Source organism: Shewanella mesophila, from assembly GCF_019457515.1.
GTDB classification, from domain to species: domain Bacteria; phylum Pseudomonadota; class Gammaproteobacteria; order Enterobacterales; family Shewanellaceae; genus Shewanella; species Shewanella mesophila.
Genome location: NZ_CP080421.1, coordinates 3,169,057 through 3,187,373, shown reverse-complemented (window position 1 = coordinate 3,187,373; position 18,317 = coordinate 3,169,057). Strand labels below are relative to the sequence as shown.

16 protein-coding genes are annotated in these 18,317 nt (G+C 47.7%); 2 read left to right on the top strand and 14 right to left on the bottom strand.

The features are described from left to right. Positions 1 to 68: 68 nt before the first annotated feature. From K0I73_RS14165 to K0I73_RS14145, 5 genes are all read right to left on the bottom strand, one after another. Positions 69 to 518, bottom strand: coding sequence for a hypothetical protein (locus tag K0I73_RS14165; RefSeq protein WP_220061716.1), 450 nt, complete (start codon positions 516 to 518; stop codon positions 69 to 71). Between the two features lie 24 nt (positions 519 to 542). Then, positions 543 to 914, bottom strand: a complete 372-nt coding sequence (locus K0I73_RS14160) for a DUF2750 domain-containing protein (protein ID WP_220061715.1) — start codon at positions 912 to 914, stop codon at positions 543 to 545. 149 nt (positions 915 to 1,063) lie between these two features. Then, positions 1,064 to 1,759, bottom strand: a complete 696-nt coding sequence (gene aqpZ / locus K0I73_RS14155; RefSeq protein ID WP_220061714.1) for an aquaporin Z — start codon at positions 1,757 to 1,759, stop codon at positions 1,064 to 1,066. A gap of 170 nt (positions 1,760 to 1,929) precedes the next feature. Continuing rightward, positions 1,930 to 3,039 carry an anhydro-N-acetylmuramic acid kinase gene (locus K0I73_RS14150; RefSeq protein ID WP_220061713.1) on the bottom strand — a complete coding sequence of 370 codons (1,110 nt, stop codon included), beginning with the start codon at positions 3,037 to 3,039 and terminating at the stop codon, positions 1,930 to 1,932. A gap of 9 nt (positions 3,040 to 3,048) precedes the next feature. Then, complete coding sequence (locus K0I73_RS14145) at positions 3,049 to 4,476, bottom strand: peptidoglycan DD-metalloendopeptidase family protein (RefSeq protein ID WP_220061712.1); 1,428 nt, start codon at positions 4,474 to 4,476, stop codon at positions 3,049 to 3,051. Between the two features lie 126 nt (positions 4,477 to 4,602). Here K0I73_RS14145 and tyrS point away from each other — a divergent pair, with 126 nt between their 5' ends. Continuing rightward, entirely contained in the window at positions 4,603 to 5,799 is a 1,197-nt protein-coding gene (gene tyrS, locus K0I73_RS14140; RefSeq protein WP_220061711.1) for a tyrosine--tRNA ligase, read from the top strand. Between the two features lie 160 nt (positions 5,800 to 5,959). Here the strand turns inward: tyrS and K0I73_RS14135 are convergent, their stop codons facing one another. From K0I73_RS14135 to mtnN, 5 genes are all read right to left on the bottom strand, one after another. Further along, positions 5,960 to 6,439, bottom strand: a complete 480-nt coding sequence (locus tag K0I73_RS14135) for a nuclear transport factor 2 family protein (protein WP_220061710.1) — start codon at positions 6,437 to 6,439, stop codon at positions 5,960 to 5,962. A 1-nt stretch (position 6,440) separates the two neighbouring features. After that, on the bottom strand, positions 6,441 to 7,061 hold the full coding sequence (locus tag K0I73_RS14130) for a trimeric intracellular cation channel family protein (RefSeq protein ID WP_220061709.1): 621 nt from the start codon (positions 7,059 to 7,061) through the stop codon (positions 6,441 to 6,443). Next, positions 7,058 to 7,447: a DUF2721 domain-containing protein gene (locus tag K0I73_RS14125; RefSeq protein ID WP_220061708.1), complete on the bottom strand. Its 390-nt coding sequence runs from the start codon at positions 7,445 to 7,447 to the stop codon at positions 7,058 to 7,060. Before K0I73_RS14125 ends, K0I73_RS14130 begins: the two co-directional genes overlap by 4 nt. Positions 7,448 to 7,555: 108 nt before the next feature. Continuing rightward, positions 7,556 to 8,548, bottom strand: coding sequence for a cobalamin biosynthesis protein CobD/CbiB (locus K0I73_RS14120; RefSeq protein WP_220061707.1), 993 nt, complete (start codon positions 8,546 to 8,548; stop codon positions 7,556 to 7,558). A gap of 11 nt (positions 8,549 to 8,559) precedes the next feature. Beyond that, positions 8,560 to 9,252 carry a 5'-methylthioadenosine/S-adenosylhomocysteine nucleosidase gene (mtnN, locus tag K0I73_RS14115; RefSeq protein WP_220061706.1) on the bottom strand — a complete coding sequence of 231 codons (693 nt, stop codon included), beginning with the start codon at positions 9,250 to 9,252 and terminating at the stop codon, positions 8,560 to 8,562. Between the two features lie 14 nt (positions 9,253 to 9,266). Here mtnN and K0I73_RS14110 point away from each other — a divergent pair, with 14 nt between their 5' ends. Beyond that, entirely contained in the window at positions 9,267 to 9,407 is a 141-nt protein-coding gene (locus K0I73_RS14110; RefSeq protein ID WP_220061705.1) for a hypothetical protein, read from the top strand. 297 nt (positions 9,408 to 9,704) lie between these two features. On the opposite strand, the gene K0I73_RS14105 is transcribed toward K0I73_RS14110, so the two are convergent. From K0I73_RS14105 to gltB, 4 genes are all read right to left on the bottom strand, one after another. Beyond that, complete coding sequence (locus tag K0I73_RS14105) at positions 9,705 to 11,348, bottom strand: methyl-accepting chemotaxis protein (protein WP_220061704.1); 1,644 nt, start codon at positions 11,346 to 11,348, stop codon at positions 9,705 to 9,707. A gap of 274 nt (positions 11,349 to 11,622) precedes the next feature. Continuing rightward, the gene (locus K0I73_RS14100) at positions 11,623 to 11,850 is read right to left on the bottom strand and encodes a hypothetical protein (protein WP_220061703.1); all 228 of its coding nucleotides are present in this window, start codon (positions 11,848 to 11,850) and stop codon (positions 11,623 to 11,625) included. 472 nt (positions 11,851 to 12,322) lie between these two features. After that, positions 12,323 to 13,732 (bottom strand): FAD-dependent oxidoreductase, encoded by a 1,410-nt coding sequence (locus tag K0I73_RS14095; RefSeq protein ID WP_220061702.1) that lies wholly within the window; start codon positions 13,730 to 13,732, stop codon positions 12,323 to 12,325. 6 nt (positions 13,733 to 13,738) lie between these two features. After that, the gene (gene gltB, locus K0I73_RS14090; protein WP_220061701.1) at positions 13,739 to 18,187 is read right to left on the bottom strand and encodes a glutamate synthase large subunit; all 4,449 of its coding nucleotides are present in this window, start codon (positions 18,185 to 18,187) and stop codon (positions 13,739 to 13,741) included. Between the last annotated feature and the right edge of the window lie 130 nt (positions 18,188 to 18,317).

Sequence of the window (18,317 nt, the reverse complement as noted above, 5' to 3'; positions counted from 1 at the left end):
TTGATGAGTTAGATAAAAAAAGCCAGCATAGCTGGCTTTTTTTGTATCGCGAGCGTTAAAGCTAATGCTTATCGCATAATGTTCATATTGGTTTTGATATGACAATAGGCTTTCACTTTGGGAGTAAAGGCGACCCACACTTGTAAGATAGATAGTAAGATCAACACGCTAAATACGATGGAATCGGGTATTTGTCCTTGTAACTCACCAAGCTGGAAGGTCGATGGACCCGCAACTAGATTTCCTGGGTCGTATAAAATCACCGGTAATAGACAAACGAGTCCTAACTGGATCACCGTATAACCTCTGAGCATGTATAAGCCTGCTTTTTGGCGGCCCAATACAGCGATCACCATCAACAGCGTCAATATACAAAACAGTACCCCTTGTTTCGCCATCAATCCACTTATCGAGGCGATGCCTAAGAAAAGTAGCAAGGCTAATAAGCGTTTAGGTAACTTGGTTTTATCAGCGGCTTTTGGTGCTGCTTGCTTGTCTGACGGTATTGATGACGACACGTGTTACTCCCTTTTTGATGAAAATTAGTGGCGTTGCTTTGGCGTTAGGCGTTGCTCTAATTCATAAGGCGGGATAACGACACCGAGATCTTCTTGTACAGGGAATACAGCGACAAATAGATCGTCATCTTGCATACCGGCAACCCAACGCTCTAACCATTCATCTAGCGGGATCGCCAGCGGCGTGCAGTCAGCCCAATCTTCAACGGCCCACATCTTAGCGGTCTCTTCACATGGCCACATAGGGATGCAATCTTCATCTTCGGTGGTTAACATCACGCAACCATCTAAATCTTGCAGTGTCCACAATGTCTTGTGAGTTTTGGCTTGTTCAACGAGGTAGTCGTAACGCGCTTCGGGCGTCATGTTGCTGGCATCTTTTGCACTTTTAGTCATGGTTTACTCTTCAGTTTTAATGGCTAGGCCGATTGGCTACAATGATAACATTTGTTAGGCCGCAGTATAGAGGATTTTGTCGTGAGGCTTTATTGGTGAAACGCCAACATGTTTTGACATATTGGCGTATTTTTTTGAGGCGTTTATCGTTACTGTTTCGCATTAAATACTTTGTAAATCAGTCCTGCAAGGATGGCCCCAGCGATAGGCGCGACCCAGAATAACCATAGCTGAGACATAGCCCAATCGCCGACAAATAAGGCTGGGCCCGTGCTGCGAGCCGGATTTACCGAGGTGTTTGTGACTGGAATACTGATTAAGTGGATAAGTGTTAGGCCTAAACCGATAGCGATAGGAGCAAAACCAGAAGGAGCTCGAGGATCTGTGGCGCCTAAGATAATTAATAGGAAAAACAATGTCATGACAACCTCACAGATTAATGCGGCTGCCATGGTATAACCACCTGGGGAGTGGTCACCAAATCCATTGGATGCGAAGCCATCTGCGAGGTTAAAGTCGGGATTACCCGATGCGATTAAGTAAATAATACCTGCGCCAGCAATACCGCCAGCAACTTGAGCGGTAATGTACGGCAAGAGTTCATTGGCGGGAAAGCGACCACCAGCCCAAAGACCAAAGGATACCGCTGGATTAAGATGGCAACCTGAGATATGACCCACTGCATAGGCCATAGTTAATACCGTTAAACCAAAGGCAAATGAAACGCCAAGTAGGCCGATCCCTACATCTGGGAACGCCGCGGCTAACACTGCGCTACCGCATCCCCCTAGCACTAACCAGAGTGTGCCAATAAATTCAGCAGTCATTTTCTGTGTCATATTCATAAAACGATTCCTTGTATTGTGAGAATATTGTTAATCGTACTACTTGCACTTTAACGCCTATCGACTAGATGAAAAGTGAAACTTTTTTATCAATCAACAAGACAACAGATATGACAGTGATCTAAGCCGTTTGCGTTGAATAAACTATGTCATGGGAGCGGGGTAGATGTTTAGCCCGCAGGGAAGAATCCACCAAGCACTGCCTCTCTTGAGGCGCCCGTTACCGCTGGCAAGTTGCCTGGCAGTCCATGTTTATGGCGCATGGCAAGCCAAGCAAAGGCGATGCCTTCGACCCATTGAGGGTTAACCCCTAGGGCCGTTGAGGTGTTCACCGTATAATGTGGCAGCAGTAGGGTTATGCGGCGCAGCAGCTCTTTATTAAAGGCGCCGCCGCCACAGACATAAAGCTCGGCGCTATCGGTGAGTTTTAGGCAATCATTAGCGATGCTGTGACAGGTTAGATCGAGCAGGGTCGATTGAATATCGGCTTCATTCATGTAACCAAAGTCGGCGGTTTGTTGCTCCATCCAAGCTTGATTAAACAGTTCTCTACCTGTGCTCTTGGGTGCACTTAAAGAGAAATAGGAGTGGGATAACATCTGCTCTAAGAGTTGTTGGTTTGTGGTTCCACTGGCCGCCCATTCACCATCTTTATCATAGGGCTCACCGTTAACCTGCTTCATCCAAGCATCGATTAAGGTGTTGCCAGGGCCATTATCAAATCCGATAACCGCAGTTGCATCACCAGGCAGATAGGTGATGTTAGAGATGCCACCAATATTTAATATCATCCTTTTGGTGCCCGTTTTGGCAAATAGCTGCTGGTGGAATGCGGGCACTAAAGGTGCTCCTTGGCCACCAAGGGCGATATCCTTTCGTCTGAAATCGGCTATCACATCGATACCTGTCAACGCCGCTATAGTATTGGGATCGCCTATTTGTAAGGTAAATCCCATCTCTAGATTTGGCATGTGCCTTATTGTTTGACCATGACTGCCAATGGCAATCACCTGCCTTTTGTCTATTTCCGCTTTGTCGATTAATCCATTAACCGCTTGGGCAAATAATTTGCCGACACTTCGATCTAAGGTGCCAACCCGATTAATTTCATCGTTGCCTGACTTACATAAACGCTGTAAGCCACTCAGCAGGTGTTTAGGCAGTGCTTCGGTATGGCTAGCGACTAGGGCTATCTTGTCGTCGCTGAAATCGACTAGAACGGCGTCAACACCATCCATGCTGGTACCCGACATTAAGCCGATATAGTATTTTGAAGTCATTAGTCGATCCTATTGAGCGGCAAGCTGAACTTGTTGTTGCTGTTCAAGTTTAGTCATTAATTGCTGGCTAAGCGCGAGAAATTGCTGCTTCTCTTTTTTGTCGATTGGTAACGACTGCGGTAGTTTTACCGTTCGCGGATTGCGATGAACCCCATTGACGATAAATTCATAGTGAAGATGTGCGCCAGTAACCCGACCTGTTGAGCCTAACGTGCCGATCACTTGGCCCTGTTTGACCGTTTGTCCTTGCTTTACTTTGCGCTTTTTAAGGTGAAGGTATTTAGTGGTATAGGTTTCATTGTGCTTAATAAATACATAGTTGCCATTGTATTGATTGTAACCCGATTTAATTACTCTGCCTTTACCCGCCGCTTTAATCGGTGTGCCGACCGCGGCGACATAGTCGACGCCTCGGTGGGCTTTGACTTGCCCAGTAACGGGATGAAGGCGGCGTGGATTGAAGCTTGAGCTTACATATTTAAAATCAACAGGTGAGCGTAAGAAGGCCTTACGCATGCTGCGTCCTTCCGCCGAGTAGTAGCTGCCGTCTTTATAACGCACTGCGGTGTACTTATCGCCTTGGTTAATAAATTCAGCGGCAAGAATATTGCCGTTACGTAAAAACTCGCCGTCGGCGTACTCCTCTTCGAACAAGATGGCGAAGTTATCTCCCTGTCTTAGGTCTAGGGCAAAGTCGATGTCCCAGCCAAAGATGGTCGCTAACTGCATGATCTGGTTTGGTGTTAAGCCTGCGCTAACGCCAGCATTCCAAAAGTTACTACTAATGGTTGCCGCTGCAAATTTAGTACGGCTTTCTACTTGTTTGGTCTCGACCGCTTCGCTATAGCCACTGCTTTGCTTACTGATAATGAGTGTCGAGATGGGGTCGAGATGGTAATGCACCTTAGTGAGTTCACCCGCCTCATTTTTAACGATCTCTATCTCTTCGCCCGGCATGATTTTTAACAGGTTCTTTTTGGCTTTGGGCAGTTGGGTGATCTCATATACGTCGCGCGCGCTAAGTCCTGCACGCTTAAACAGTGCAGCTAAGGTGTCGCCACTACGAACGATAAATTGTTCTTTGTGTTCAGCAGCTTCAACAGTGTCTTCTTCATTATCAATGGCGGGAGATGATAGTGCAGTTTGGGTTAAATCGACTTGGTTAGCCTTACTTGCGTCTTGGGCTATTTCAGCGGCGCTTGGCGGCTCAGGTGTTCTGAAGGCTAATGGGACGGGATACGCTTGGGCATTGGGGATTATCGCTTTACCTTCGTCAGAGAAGGTCACAGATCCCGATAGCGCGCTGTTTGTAGAACGGGAAGCCTGAGCATCGTCAGATGGTAAAAATACCACCATTAAGGTGATCACCACTAAGATACTCAATATAATTTGATGTAATCTGGGTAACAATTTTAAGAGTGTTATTACCTTTCCCATTGACTCCGATACCAATTTCTTACACTTAAGCCCATCCTGTTAGTGTACACCCTTTCATTTGTGCTGGCTAACAAGTAACATTAGTGCCCAGTATTTACCTATAGGCTCTCAGGAGTAGCTGCCAAGATGGCTGATTTAGACCAAGCATTAGCAGAAATTAAACGTGGTACCGACGAGATCCTTCTCGAAGCGGATCTGCTTGAAAAACTCAAAGAGGGTCGTCCTCTGCGCATTAAGTTGGGGGCCGATCCCACTGCGCCAGATATTCATCTTGGCCATACCGTTATTTTGAATAAGATGAGAACCTTCCAAGAACTGGGTCATGAAGTGATCTTCTTGATTGGTGATTTCACCGGTATGGTTGGCGATCCAAGCGGTAAAAATAGCACTCGTCCTCCATTGACCCGTGAACAAGTTCTGGCGAATGCCGAGACCTATAAAGAGCAGGTGTACAAGATCCTTGATCCTGCTAAGACGCGCATCGAGTTTAACTCTAGCTGGCTAGAGCCGCTAGGCGCGGCGGGGATGATCCGCTTAGCTTCTCAGCAAACGGTTGCTCGTATGATGGAGCGTGATGACTTTAAGAAGCGTTATGCTTCGGGTCAATCTATCGCGATTCATGAGTTTATGTATCCACTCTTGCAAGGTTATGACTCGGTAGCGCTAGAGTCTGACGTAGAACTTGGTGGTACGGATCAGAAGTTTAACTTGCTGATGGGCCGTGAACTGCAAAAATCGGCGGGACAAAAGCCTCAGACGGTTATTATGATGCCGCTGCTCGAAGGCCTTGATGGCGTCAAGAAGATGTCGAAGTCGGCACACAACTATATCGGTGTTAGCGAGCCAGCGAGTGAAATGTTCGGTAAAATCATGTCAATTTCTGATGATTTGATGTGGCGTTATTTCGATCTCTTATCATTCCGTCCACTTACTGAAATTGCTCAGTTAAAAGAGGATGTGACTCAAGGTACTAACCCTAGAGATGTTAAGATCTTACTGGCGAAAGAGATCATCGCGCGTTTTCATGATGAAGCCGCAGCTGAAGCCGCTCACCAAGAGTTTATTAACCGCTTCCAAAAAGGCGCTCTACCTGAAGATATCGAAGAGGTTGAGCTTGTTGCCGGTGAAGGGATTGCGATCGCTAACGTGTTAAAAGAGGCGGGCCTTGTCGGTTCAACTTCTGATGCAATGCGAATGATAAAGCAAGGCGCTGCTAAGATTGATGGCGTTAAGATTGAAGATACTCGCCTGCAGTTAACTGCAGGGGCTAGCGGGGTATTCCAAGTGGGCAAGCGTAAGTTTGCCAAAATCACTTTGGTTTAAATCGCTTTGGTCTAGAGTACTTGGCTCAGAGTAAAGCTAAGCAATATAAAAAAGGTCTGCCATGCAGACCTTTTTTGTGTCTGGAACACTTATGTCAATTTCCCATGGATGGGTAGAAATTAGCCTTGTGTCTGGAACACTTATGCTCTTTGCTCGAAACTTACTGCGTTGCGAGTTGATCTTGCATGGTTTGATAATCCATTAGGTCTTCATGCTGGGTCACGCGGTGGTTGGCTAGATCCAGTTTTACTGTTGTTACCCCTGGTATCGCAAGTTCAATCACTTTCCCTGGCTTACCAAATAGACTTCCTGGGCCACGATAGTGGTAGTTACCTATCATGATCACCAATGAGCCTGAGTTATACATGTGTTCAATATTGAAATCATATTCGAGTACGCCGCGATGAGCGCGCTCGAAAAATTCTAAGATATCGCGTCTACCTGTGTATTTTTTACTGGCGGTGCGATCGATAAAGATACTGTCGCGATTATAAAATGATCCTAGAGTGCGGTAGTCGTGATCGGTAAGGGCTTGAATATACTTGACAGCCATCTGCTGTTCTTTTGGCATATCACCAGGATTTGCCTGCGCAAATAGAGGGGTTAGTGCCAGTAAGCTATATAAAAAATACCTGATCATCTTATGTTTTCTTCAAATCAAAAGCGGGGAGTCTTAAGTGCCATTTAATCGCCGCTAACCTAATGGCCAGAGCGCTAATCATAGCGACCGCGAATGCAGCCTTATTGGCGGCGCCTAGGCTTAATGCCAAGGTATAAATTATCCCGCCGAATATTGATGCGGTAGCATAAATTTCGGTACGTAAAATCATCGGGACTTGGCGACAGAGTAAGTCTCGAATAATGCCGCCTCCGACGCCAGTTATCAAGCCCATTACCACAGCAATCATACCGCCGAGTCCGAGATTGAGCGCCTTTTCTGCACCAATAACGGTAAATAATGCTAAACCTAAAGCATCCGCCACGGGCAGAGTATATTGTGGCATCTTCTTGGGCTTGCGAATAAAGATAAACGTTAACAACACAGTAGCGAGAATGACTATGATGTAATTGGGGTCGCGGATCCAAAATACTGGCGTGGTTCCTAAGAGGGCGTCACGAATACTGCCGCCGCCAATCGCGGTTACCGAGGCGAGAACAATCACCCCAAAAGGGTCCATTCGATGACGTCCTGCTGCCAGTGCGCCTGATAGGGCAAATACTGCGGTACCACATAAGTCAAAAAAATAGAGCCACTCTCTCATTGATCGAGCTCTTTTAAGTGAAAATTAAGCGCATCGACCGAGATCCGAATTTCAATGACGGATAGCAACAGAGAATAAAGCAGGAGCAGTAGGCTTGAGCCAAAGATGAGAGACCCTGTCTTGTTAAAACCAATATAGATAAAAATCATGCACAACACACATAGGGCGAAGCTAGATACACCCGCTTCTTGCATGCGCCGAATGATAACGATGCGTTGGCGGAGATTTTTAAGTTGTCCACTATGAATTGGCGTTCCCTGACTACTAAGGTTACGGATTAACGCCGCTAGCGAGAAAAAGCGATTGGTGTAGGCAAGTAATAGCAATGAAATTGCAGGGAAAAGTAGCGCCGGGGTTGTCAGTGAAATATGAAGATTATCAAACAAAATCGTTATGCCTATTGTGTCAGTATGTTACCGCTAGAATCGCATAATACCAATCCGTTGTCGCTTGTCTAGCCCAATCCTCTATGGAGACCGTCGTTCGACTAAAAACTATAGCGCTGCGGTTTTGAGGTAGCGTAATAAGGCCCAAATAACGGGAATTAAGATAACACTCAAAACCCAAATAGTATTTCCCATTCGGACCAGTTTTAGGGCGGGGAGGAGGTGAGATGCATCTGGTTTTTGGCTTTTACCTACTTTCTCGACAGAAACCTTAGTATCGGCAAACTTTATTGGCCCACCTAGCTCTATATGCAGCACATGCGCGGCAATTTCACAGGTCGCGATATGGTTGTTGATTGGATAACGGCTCTTAGTTGGCCTGAGCATTAGCATCAATGTCCGGGGGCCGCCTTGTATGGCTAAGGTGAAGTTCCATAACTGTGTCGGCAGGAAATAGAGGGCGTAGCTTAAGTAATATGTGGGTTTACCAAAGCTTCGATATTGTGGATTGATTGATGGCCAGCAATATTCGAGCTGTTTTATCATTCGTGCGCCGAGTACCAGTGGAGCGCCGCCGATGGCGAAAAACAAGATAGTGGCCACAGTGCCATATACTGGGGTGGTGACGAGCTTCTCTATGGTGGCTTTGGTTAAGCCGACTTCAGATAAGCCTTGGGTGTCTCTAAATAACCAGTGTTTTAACAGTGCTCGCGCTCTGGGGCGATTATCTTGCCTTAATACTTGGGCGGTTTCTTCGGCAACCTTGTAGAACTGCTCATCACACAGGCAGAGGTAGAGAATAATAAATTCGAAAAACCAGGGAAAGGCGGCAAGATTGATTAAGAAGGTGGTGATAAGCCAAAAAGGCACGACCAAGAGCACGATAGCCAGAAAGCCCGCGGTTTTTTGTTGGGAACTGGTGCGCCCTTTACGGTTAACCTTGGCCGATAAGCTGCGCGCGAGATGGCTGTACCAGTAAAATGCTTGCGCCTCTCGTGGCAGCGGGGCCATTTTTGCCAGCAATATTGACACCAAAAGAATCAGTGCCCCTTGATATAAGGAGCTGTCATTCAATAGCTGTTGGGTAAAATCTGGCAGCATGGCGAGGGCAATTACAGTTGCTTAAGCAGTGACATCACCATAAGCGCCGAATGATGTCCAGCCTTAACAATGTAGCTGTCAAAGTCGACGGGCGAGTCGTTATTGGCGTTGTCTGATAGTGAACGAATAACAACAAATGGTACGCCAAACTGATGACAGACTTGCGCAATTGCCGCACCTTCCATCTCGCAAGCGGCCATTGTTGGGAAGTTTTCTAGCATTGTCTTAGTGCGAACGGGATCGCAGATAAAGCTATCGCCAGTACAGATAAGTCCTTCGATAGCTTTGACTTCACCAAGGCTAGCGATCGCTTTTTGCGCTGCACTCACTAAAGTTGCATCGGGAATAAAGGCGGCTGGTTGCTGCGCCATCTGACCAATTTCGTAACCGAATGCGGTCACATCGACATCGTGGTGACGTACTTCCGATGAAATGACAATATCACCAATCGCTAGGCTATCGACAAATCCGCCAGCCGAACCAGTATTGATCACATAATCAGGCGCATATTTCTCAATCAATAGAGTAGTTGCAACACTGGCTGTGACCTTACCAATACCCGAGCGAGTGACCACCACCTCTTTTCCCTCTAGCTGCCCGGCAACAAATTCGATGCCAGCGATAGTTTGTGACTCAGGGTTAGTCATAGAGGCGATGAGATGAGCAACTTCTGGCTCCATGGCGCCGATAATACCGATTTTCATTGAATGACCTTAATATGGTGATGGTTGCGATTACGTTCGCTATTACGTTTGTTATTGCGTTAGAGAGTAGCTTCGACGTCATCGTCAGGCTAACGGGCGCTAATATAGCAAACAAGTGGTTCTCTGGCGAGATCGCTTGCCGCAATGACGGTTAACCTCATCTATTGCTTGAGTGGTGGATGCAATCATCTGTGGCTTAGGTGGTTGTGACTCACTGATCAGTGTTTTGTTGACCAGTACTGTTGAACGTGTAGCATACATTGTGGATATAAACGTTTAGATCTTTCGGACGATATCTAATCTACCCTTCAAATAATTTTTGATACCCCAATACGTAAAAACCACCACTTAGATGCGGTGGTCTGTTGTTCATTTGTAGACAAAAATTATCATCGACGAACTGCATAATCAGAGACACTTTATGCGTGAAACAGAGTACAGAATCAACGAGTTTACTGTACTTTGAAGTATGCCACTTCACCTCTTAATTGACTGGCCAGTTTATTCAGAGACTCTACGGCTTTTTCGTTGCTTTGCATTGCATTTATAGTGCTGGTAGACATTGCCGAAATCTGCTCCATGGCGCTTGCAACGTCGCCTACTACGCTGACCTGCTCCGTTGTAGATAATGCGACCTCACGGATGCGATCCAAAGAATCTGCGGCTTGTTCCTCGATGCTTTGCAGTATATCTGTGGCTTGAGTGATTTGTTCCTGCCCTTTTATCACTTGTGGCTGCGCGGTCTCCATCGCTTGAACACTTTCAGCAGTTTCAGACTGAATCTGAACAACCATGTTTTCAATCTGCGTAGTTGCTTCACTGGTACGCTTTGCCAACTGTCTAACCTCATCAGCAACGACAGCAAAACCTCTACCGGATTCTCCTGCCCGAGCAGCTTCTATAGCAGCGTTCAGTGCAAGCAGATTGGTTTGCTCGGAAATATCGTTAATAACATTCGCAACACCGCCAATCTGTTCAGTTTTCTCTTTTAGTGAACTCAGCTGCATTACAGCACTGTTCACCGTTGAGGCGATTTTTTCCATTTCCTGTGCGGCGAGCGATACCAGTTGGCTGCCATGACGGGCGTTTTCCGCTGTCTTTTCGGAATTACTTTCCGTCAGGCTAGATAGCTGTGAGATTTGGTCAATACTGTCACGCATATTTTCCAGTTTGTAAGCTGTGTCCGATGTCAGCTTTCCCTGTTGCAGGGCAGCACTAAGAACCATAGAAGACTCTTGTGAAACTTCACTTACCTGAACTGACAGGCTATCGGATGCCCCTATTATATTGCGTACTATCTGAGTAAGCTTGGCTCTCATTTCATATAATGAGCCGAGAACGCTGCTCTTTGGGCGGCCTTTATCACTTTCTGTCAGATCCCCTTCGGTCATAACTTTAAGGGTACTTTCTGCTTCAAATGGTTCACCACCCAGGGAATTTCTCAAACTTCGCTCAATTGTAATGCCGATAATAACTGACACCACCAGAGCGAATGCCGTTAACCATAGCATGAGATTCTCGAAACCGCCTGCAGCATCCCGGGCTTTAGGTGTCAGCTGCTGATTCTGAGTTTCTTGGTAATCAATAAACTCGTTGATCCGGTTCAGCCACTCTATAAATGCTGGGCGAGCCTGGTTAAGTACCACGTCCGTCATGTTAAGCCCCTGCTTCTTATCCTGCAGGATCTGTTGAATTATTGGTTCCGTACGAGCCTGAATATCTTTGATGTCTCCTAAAATTCTCCTTTCTTCTGAAGAAAAATCGATTCCCCTTGAGAGCATCTCGTCCATCTTAATCTGCGACTGTTTGTAAAAATTTTCCAGGCGGGCTATCTCTCTCTCAAAAGAACCGATTTCTGCCGGAGTTCTAGCAAGGGAGATATCACGGATAGCAATAGCTCTGTCATGGACACTTCCACGGTAGTTGATGGCATAACGCTGTTTTACAGAGTTAATGTCGGTCATTACGGAAAGGGTTCGATCAATAAAGTTAACTTGGTTTATTCCGAGGATGTTTAGCAGCACCATCAGGCTCAAAATACAGCCAAAACCAGCGGCTAAACGTGTTTTTATTTTTAAATTCGATAAATAATGCAAGAGTTAGTCTCCACTAACGTCGTTCAGGGCGATCAACTTATGAGATCTTAACCGCCTGTTCAACTGGTTTAGATTTGATTGCGGCAATTATTAACTCAGGTAATCGGTTGTAGTTACCTGTTTTCAACCAACATCTGCAATGTAAGCGGTTTAATAAACATACAAAAACGGTTCAGATGTATCATATTATGAGAACACGAAGATAGAATAGCTAATTGATTAGATCAATCGTTGTTATAGGTAAAACCGTACAAACATTTTCTATTGAAACGAATTAGTCGATTGGCACCACTCGATATGGTGGCTGGTGGCTGGTGGCTGGTGGCGTTTTGGGCGACTGCGGTAATGCTGGTGCTAACTCGTAACGGGGCAAAAGTACGTTAGCTGTTAACTCTGAACTCACACCAAATGCCGTTAAATTGAATAGATAAAATGACTCGGTGTAAGCGCGGTTTTGGTCTTCGAAATCATGACCGAAAATGTTCCTGACATTTTTCGGCATTCCCTCCGTCCTTGGAGGTCAGATGATTTTGAAGAGCCCACATGGATGTGCTTGAACGATATCCTTGTTTAAAAGCCAGTTCGGCAAAATATATCCACATACAAAAGCCAGTTCGACATTCCTGTCTCTCGTTCGCGAGTATATGGCTGTCGCCAAGCTCGTCTTGCCTCTCGTTCGTGAGCTCGAAGCTATGCTTTACTCACCGTGTCGCAGAAGTGTTTGCACATTCGCTCACCGCTGGTGATAGGTTGCCATGAAGGTTCGACCTTCAAGCACTCTTTCCAAAAGGACGCCGCCAAACGCTACTCAAGCGAACTTTTATAAATACGGGTCAATGTTAACTGGCAAAAACAACCTTGGTTTTCCCGAGGCAAAAAAAAGCACTTTAACCTTCACTCAAAGTTAAAGTGCCAAATCACAAGCAAACGGGTTGGGTTACTTCATACTGTGCTTGGGTAAGCGCCGACCAAGATTAACCTTCAAAGCTGTTTAATATCCCCAGTGCCGCATCGCGTCCTTCGGCAATCGCGGTGACGACGAGATCTGAACCACGCACCATATCGCCGCCAGCAAACACCTTCGGATTACTGGTTTGGAACGGATTGTCGGCAACTTTAGGCGCCACCACGAGTCCCCATTGATCTAGCGCTACACCATGGTCGCCTAACCACTTAGCGGGGCTAGGCTGGAAACCAAAGGCGATGATAATGGCATCGGCCTCGATCAGTTTCTCGCTGCCTTCAATCGGCTGTGGGCGACGACGACCGGACTCATCTGGCTCACCAAGGGCGGTTTCGACACACTCGATGCCGCTGACGATGCCGTTTTCGGTTTTTATCGCGGTAGGTTGGCGATTAAATAGGAACTGAATACCCTCTTCACGGGCATTTTGAACCTCGCGGCGCGAACCTGGCATGTTCTCTTCGTCACGGCGATAGACACAAGTGACTTCGCTGGCGCCTTGACGTATCGCGGTGCGCACACAATCCATGGCGGTATCACCACCACCCAGTACCACGACCTTTTGCCCTGCCAGGCTCAAGTAAGGTGATTCGGCGGACTCTGTGCCCATGATGTGATGGGTGTTACCAATAAGGTAGGGCAGGGCTTGATAGACGCCTTTGGCATCTTCATTTTCCAGCCCAGCTTTCATCGCGGTGTAAGTTCCCATACCGAGGAAGATGGCATCATATTCGCTCAGTAGAGTGTCAAAGCTCACATCTTCACCGACGGTTACGCCCAGCTTAAATTCGATCCCCATACCTTCGAGTACCGAACGGCGAGTAGCCATGACCGATTTATCGAGTTTAAACGACGGGATACCATAGGTTAGTAGGCCGCCAATTTGCGGATTTTTGTCATACACCACTGCCTGTACGCCATTACGAGCGAGGATATCGGCGCAGCCAAGACCCGCAGGGCCGGCACCAATAATGGCAACGCGCTCAGAGCGGGCTGTTACCTTGCTCATGTCTGGTCGCCAGCCTTGGGCGATGGCCGTGTCGGTAATGTACTTCTCGACGTTACCTATGGTGACGGCACCGAACTCATCGTTAAGGGTGCAGGCACCTTCACACAATCTGTCTTGTGGGCAGACGCGACCACAGATCTCAGGCAGGGTGTTAGTCTCATGAACTAACTCTGCTGCTTCGAGAATACGCCCTTGTTGCGCTAGCTTGAGCCAGTTAGGGATATAGTTGTGCAGTGGACATTTCCATTCACAATAGGGATTCCCGCAGTCGAGACAGCGGTCGGCTTGCTCAGTGACCTGAGGCTGAGCGAACGGCTGATAAATCTCGATAAACTGGGTGGCACGCTTTGCCGCTTGGTGTTTCGTCGGATCCTTGCGGCCCACTTCAATAAATTGAAAATCATTGCTCATTTGAAGTTACCCCGCTACTACTGAAAGTTCTGGCTGCGATTGTTCGATGCGTAATAGATCACCAAGCGCGATATTCTTTGGCTTAATGAGTACGAAGCAATCGATCCAGTTTTCAAAATCATTTAATAACATCTTGGCGTGTTCACTTCCGGTTTCAGCCAGATGTTCTTCTATCAGGCCTCTAAGATGTTGTTGTTGAATAGGTGAACTGACTTTATGGGTATCGACCAGGTCGGTGTTCACTCGGCGATTGAAGTGACCAAAACGGTCAAATACATAGGCAAAGCCGCCTGTCATACCCGCACCGAAGTTGACACCAGTCTTACCTAGCACAACCACGATACCGCCAGTCATATATTCGCAACCGTTGTCACCTAGACCTTCGACAACGGCAATCGCGCCTGAGTTACGCACCGCAAAACGTTCACCCGCTTGGCCTGCTGCAAACAGCTTACCGCCGCTCGCGCCATAGAGGCAGGTGTTGCCGACGATAACGCTCTTCTCGCTTTGGAACATGCTACCAACGGCAGGGTAGATGGTGATCTTGCCACCAGACATCCCTTTACCGACGTAATCGTTAGCATCGCCGCAGAGGTCGAGTGATAGGCCTGGCGCATTCCACACACCAAAGCTTTGGCCTGCGCTGCCGCTAAACTTAAGCTTTATTGGCGCCTTAGCACCGTCGCGACCCACGGTCGTAGCAATATGGCCAGACAGGGCGGCGCCCACAGAGCGATCTGTGTTGTTGATTTCAAAGCGTCCCTTAAAGCTCTCGCCTTGTTCAACCGCGGTTTTAGCCGCTGCGAGGATCTTTTGATTGAGCTCGCCTTTGTCCGATGTCGGGTTAGTTTCTTGCCATGTCAGCGCGCAACCTGCTGGTACTACAGGCTTATGTAAAATCGCCGACAGATCTAAATGTTGCTGCTTGGGCGTAGTGCCTTCGAGTGCATGAAGCCATTCGCTTCTACCGACCAATTGTTCAAACTCTGTGACACCAAGTGCCGCCATCCACTCGCGGATCTCTTGAGCCATAAACTCAAAGTAGGTCATCACCCGCTCAGGTAAGCCGTGGTAGTGATTGTCTCTCAGCTGTTTATTCTGGGTGGCAACACCAGTTGCGCAGTTATTTAGATGGCAAATACGCAGGTATTTACAACCTAGGGCTATCATAGGCACGGTACCGAAACCGAAGGTCTCCGCTCCAAGTAAGGCGGCCTTGATAACATCGGTACCTGTCTTTAGGCCACCATCGACTTGCAAGCGGATCTTATGACGTAGGCCGTTAGTGACCAGTGATTGATGCACTTCGGCTAAGCCTAGTTCCCATGGGCTACCCGCATATTTAACCGACGTGATAGGACTGGCGCCCGTGCCGCCATCGTACCCTGAGATAGTGATCATATCGGCGTAGGCCTTGGCAACGCCGGTGGCAATGGTGCCTACACCAGGCTCTGACACTAGCTTGACCGAGATCATCGCCTTAGGGTTGATCTGCTTAAGGTCAAAAATCAGCTGCGCCAGATCTTCAATCGAATAGATATCATGATGGGGCGGTGGTGAAATGAGTGTGACACCAGGGCGCGCATTTCGCAGCGCTGCAATTTCGACACTGACTTTATCACCTGGCAATTGGCCACCTTCACCGGGTTTTGCCCCTTGCGCGACTTTAATCTGCAGTACTTCGGCGTTGACTAGGTAATGAGCGGTTACGCCGAAACGTCCCGATGCGACCTGCTTAATGGCTGAGTTTCGCTCTGAGTTGAAGCGGCGTGGATCTTCTCCGCCTTCCCCTGAGTTAGAGCGGCCGCCAAGACGGTTCATTGCAACGGCTAAGGCTTCATGAGCTTCAGGGCTGAGGGCGCCAATACTCATCGCCGCGCTGTCAAAGCGTGGGTATAAAGTCTTAGCAGCTTCGACGCTGTCGATATCGACCGCGTTTTGAGAGCCCTCGATTTTAAAGAGGTCCCTTAGGGTCGCTACGGGCCTATCATCAACCAGCTGAGTAAAGCGCTTATATGCACTGTAGTCTTTATCACGCAGGCTAGCCTGCAGAGTGTTGACTACGTCAGGGTTAAAGCTGTGGTATTCGCCACCTTCAACATATTTGAGCAGGCCACCTTGAGATAAAGGCTGGTGTTTCTGGAAGGCGAGCTTCTGTAGCTTTTGCTGATCTTGTTCAAGCAGCGCGAAGTTTGCGCCTTCGATACGGCTGATCACGCCCTTGAAGCAAAGCTCAACCACATCAGAGGAGAGGCCAATCGCTTCAAATTGCTGACTACAGCGGTAAGAACCGACCGTACTGATCCCCATTTTCGACATGATCTTACGCAGACCCTTGTCGATGCCGTAACGGAAGTTGAGCATCAACTTCTGTGTCTCGTTCACACCGCGAGTTACGGCGAGGGCAGAGATAGTTTCATAGGCTAAATAGGGGTAGATAGCCGTCGCGCCAAAGCCAAGCAGTACGGCAAAATGGTGTGGATCGCGAGCCGATGCGGTTTCAACAATGATGTTGGTGTCGCAGCGCAGGCTCTTATCCACTAATACCTGTTGCACGGCACCAACGGCCATAGCTGCAGGGATCACTTGCTTATTTTTATCGGTTGCACGATCGGAGAGGATCAGCAATGTCGTGCCCGTGCGCGCGAGTCGCTCTGCTTCGTCACAGATACGCTTAATCGCGGCTTCGAGACCTTCATTAAGATCGTAGTTAAGATCTACCGTGTTGGTGCGATAATAGGTCGCATCGAGTGCGAGTAATTGTTTGAAATCACTAAATAGTAAGATCGGCGAGTTGAACATCACTCTATACGCATGACCCGTAGTTTCGTTAAATAGGTTTTGCTCACGCCCGATACAGGTCGCGAGTGACATCACATGCTTTTCCCGCAGTGGATCGATAGGTGGGTTAGTGACCTGAGCAAATTTCTGCCGGAAGTAGTCGTATAAGGTGCGAGATTTTTTCGACAACACAGCCATAGGCGTATCGTCACCCATGGAGCCAATCGCCTCCTCGCCTTTTTCTGCGAGTACCCAGATCACTTGTTCAAGCTCTTCTCTAGAGTAGCCAAACTGCTTTTGGTATTGCAGCAATGTCTCTTTGGAGAACTCACAGACACCTTGGGCTTCAGCTGGCATCTGTTCCGCTGGGATCAAGGTTTGACTGTTTTTTGCCATCCACTCTTTGTAAGGATGACGACGTTTAAGGTCGTTATCGATCTCAAATGAGGAGTAGAGCTGACCATTAAGGGTATCGAGTACCAGTAGCTCACCTGGGCCAACGCGACCTTTTTCAACCACTTCATCGGGTGCATAGTCCCAAATGCCAATTTCTGAGGCGAGGGTTAAGATACGGTCTTTGGTGATCACGTAGCGTGATGGGCGCAGGCCGTTACGGTCGACAGCGCAGGCGGCATGTCGGCCATTGGTCATGACTATGCCAGCAGGGCCATCCCAAGGCTCCATGTGCATTGAGTTAAAGTCATAGAAGGCTTTTAGCTCATCATCCATTTCAGGGTTGCTTTGCCATGCTGGTGGAATAAGCAAACGCATCGCCCTGTAAAGGTCCATGCCGCCAGCAAGCAGCATTTCGAGCATGTTATCGAGTGATGATGAGTCTGAACCTGTTTCATTGACAAAAGGTGCCGCCTGCTGCAGATCTGGTAGCAGCGGTGCATTAAATTTATAGGCACGGGCTCTAGCCCATTGGCGGTTACCCGTAATGGTGTTGATCTCACCGTTGTGTGCCAGATATCTAAATGGCTGCGCAAGCGGCCATTTGGGTGAAGTGTTTGTTGAAAAACGCTGGTGGAACAGACAGATAGAGCTTTGCAGACGAATATCGGCGAGATCTGGATAGAATGCGGGGAGATCGGCCGGCATCATTAGGCCTTTGTACACGATCACTTGCCCTGAGAGACTGGCGACATAGAAATCTTTGCAGTCGGTCATCTGCTGCTCGAGTCGACGACGTGCCATATAGAGACGGCGCTCTAAATCTTTTTCGCGCCAACCGATAGGGGCATTAATTAATACCTGCCAAATTTGTGGTTGGCTCGCTTGGCCTATTGGCCCTAGCACATCGGGATTGACTGGTACTTCACGCCAACCAGCGACACTCAAGGTCTCTTTTTCGAGTTCACGTTCGAGGATCGATTTAGTCAGGTTTGCGACCTCTTCGTCCTGACTAAGAAATAGCATACCGACCGCAAATTTACGGCTAAGGTGCCAATCATTCTCTGCAGCGACCGCTTCAAAAAATTTTATGGGAAGTTGCATAAGCAAACCACAGCCATCGCCAGTGCGGCCATCTGCAGCTATGCCGCCACGATGTTTCATACGGTCAAGACCGTGAATCGCAGTACGCACAATTCTATGGCTGGCTTCGCCATCCATTTGGGCTATTAAGCCAAAGCCACAGTTATCCCGTTCAAAACTGGGGTGATACAAGCTCATTATAAAAACTCCCTAATACTAACCAATACTACGTCGGGGTAAATAGTTGCGATTGATATGCACCCGAACCAACCAAATTAACTTTTGCCTGATAAAAGGTCAAACCAAATTTATGCATAAAATTATGGTG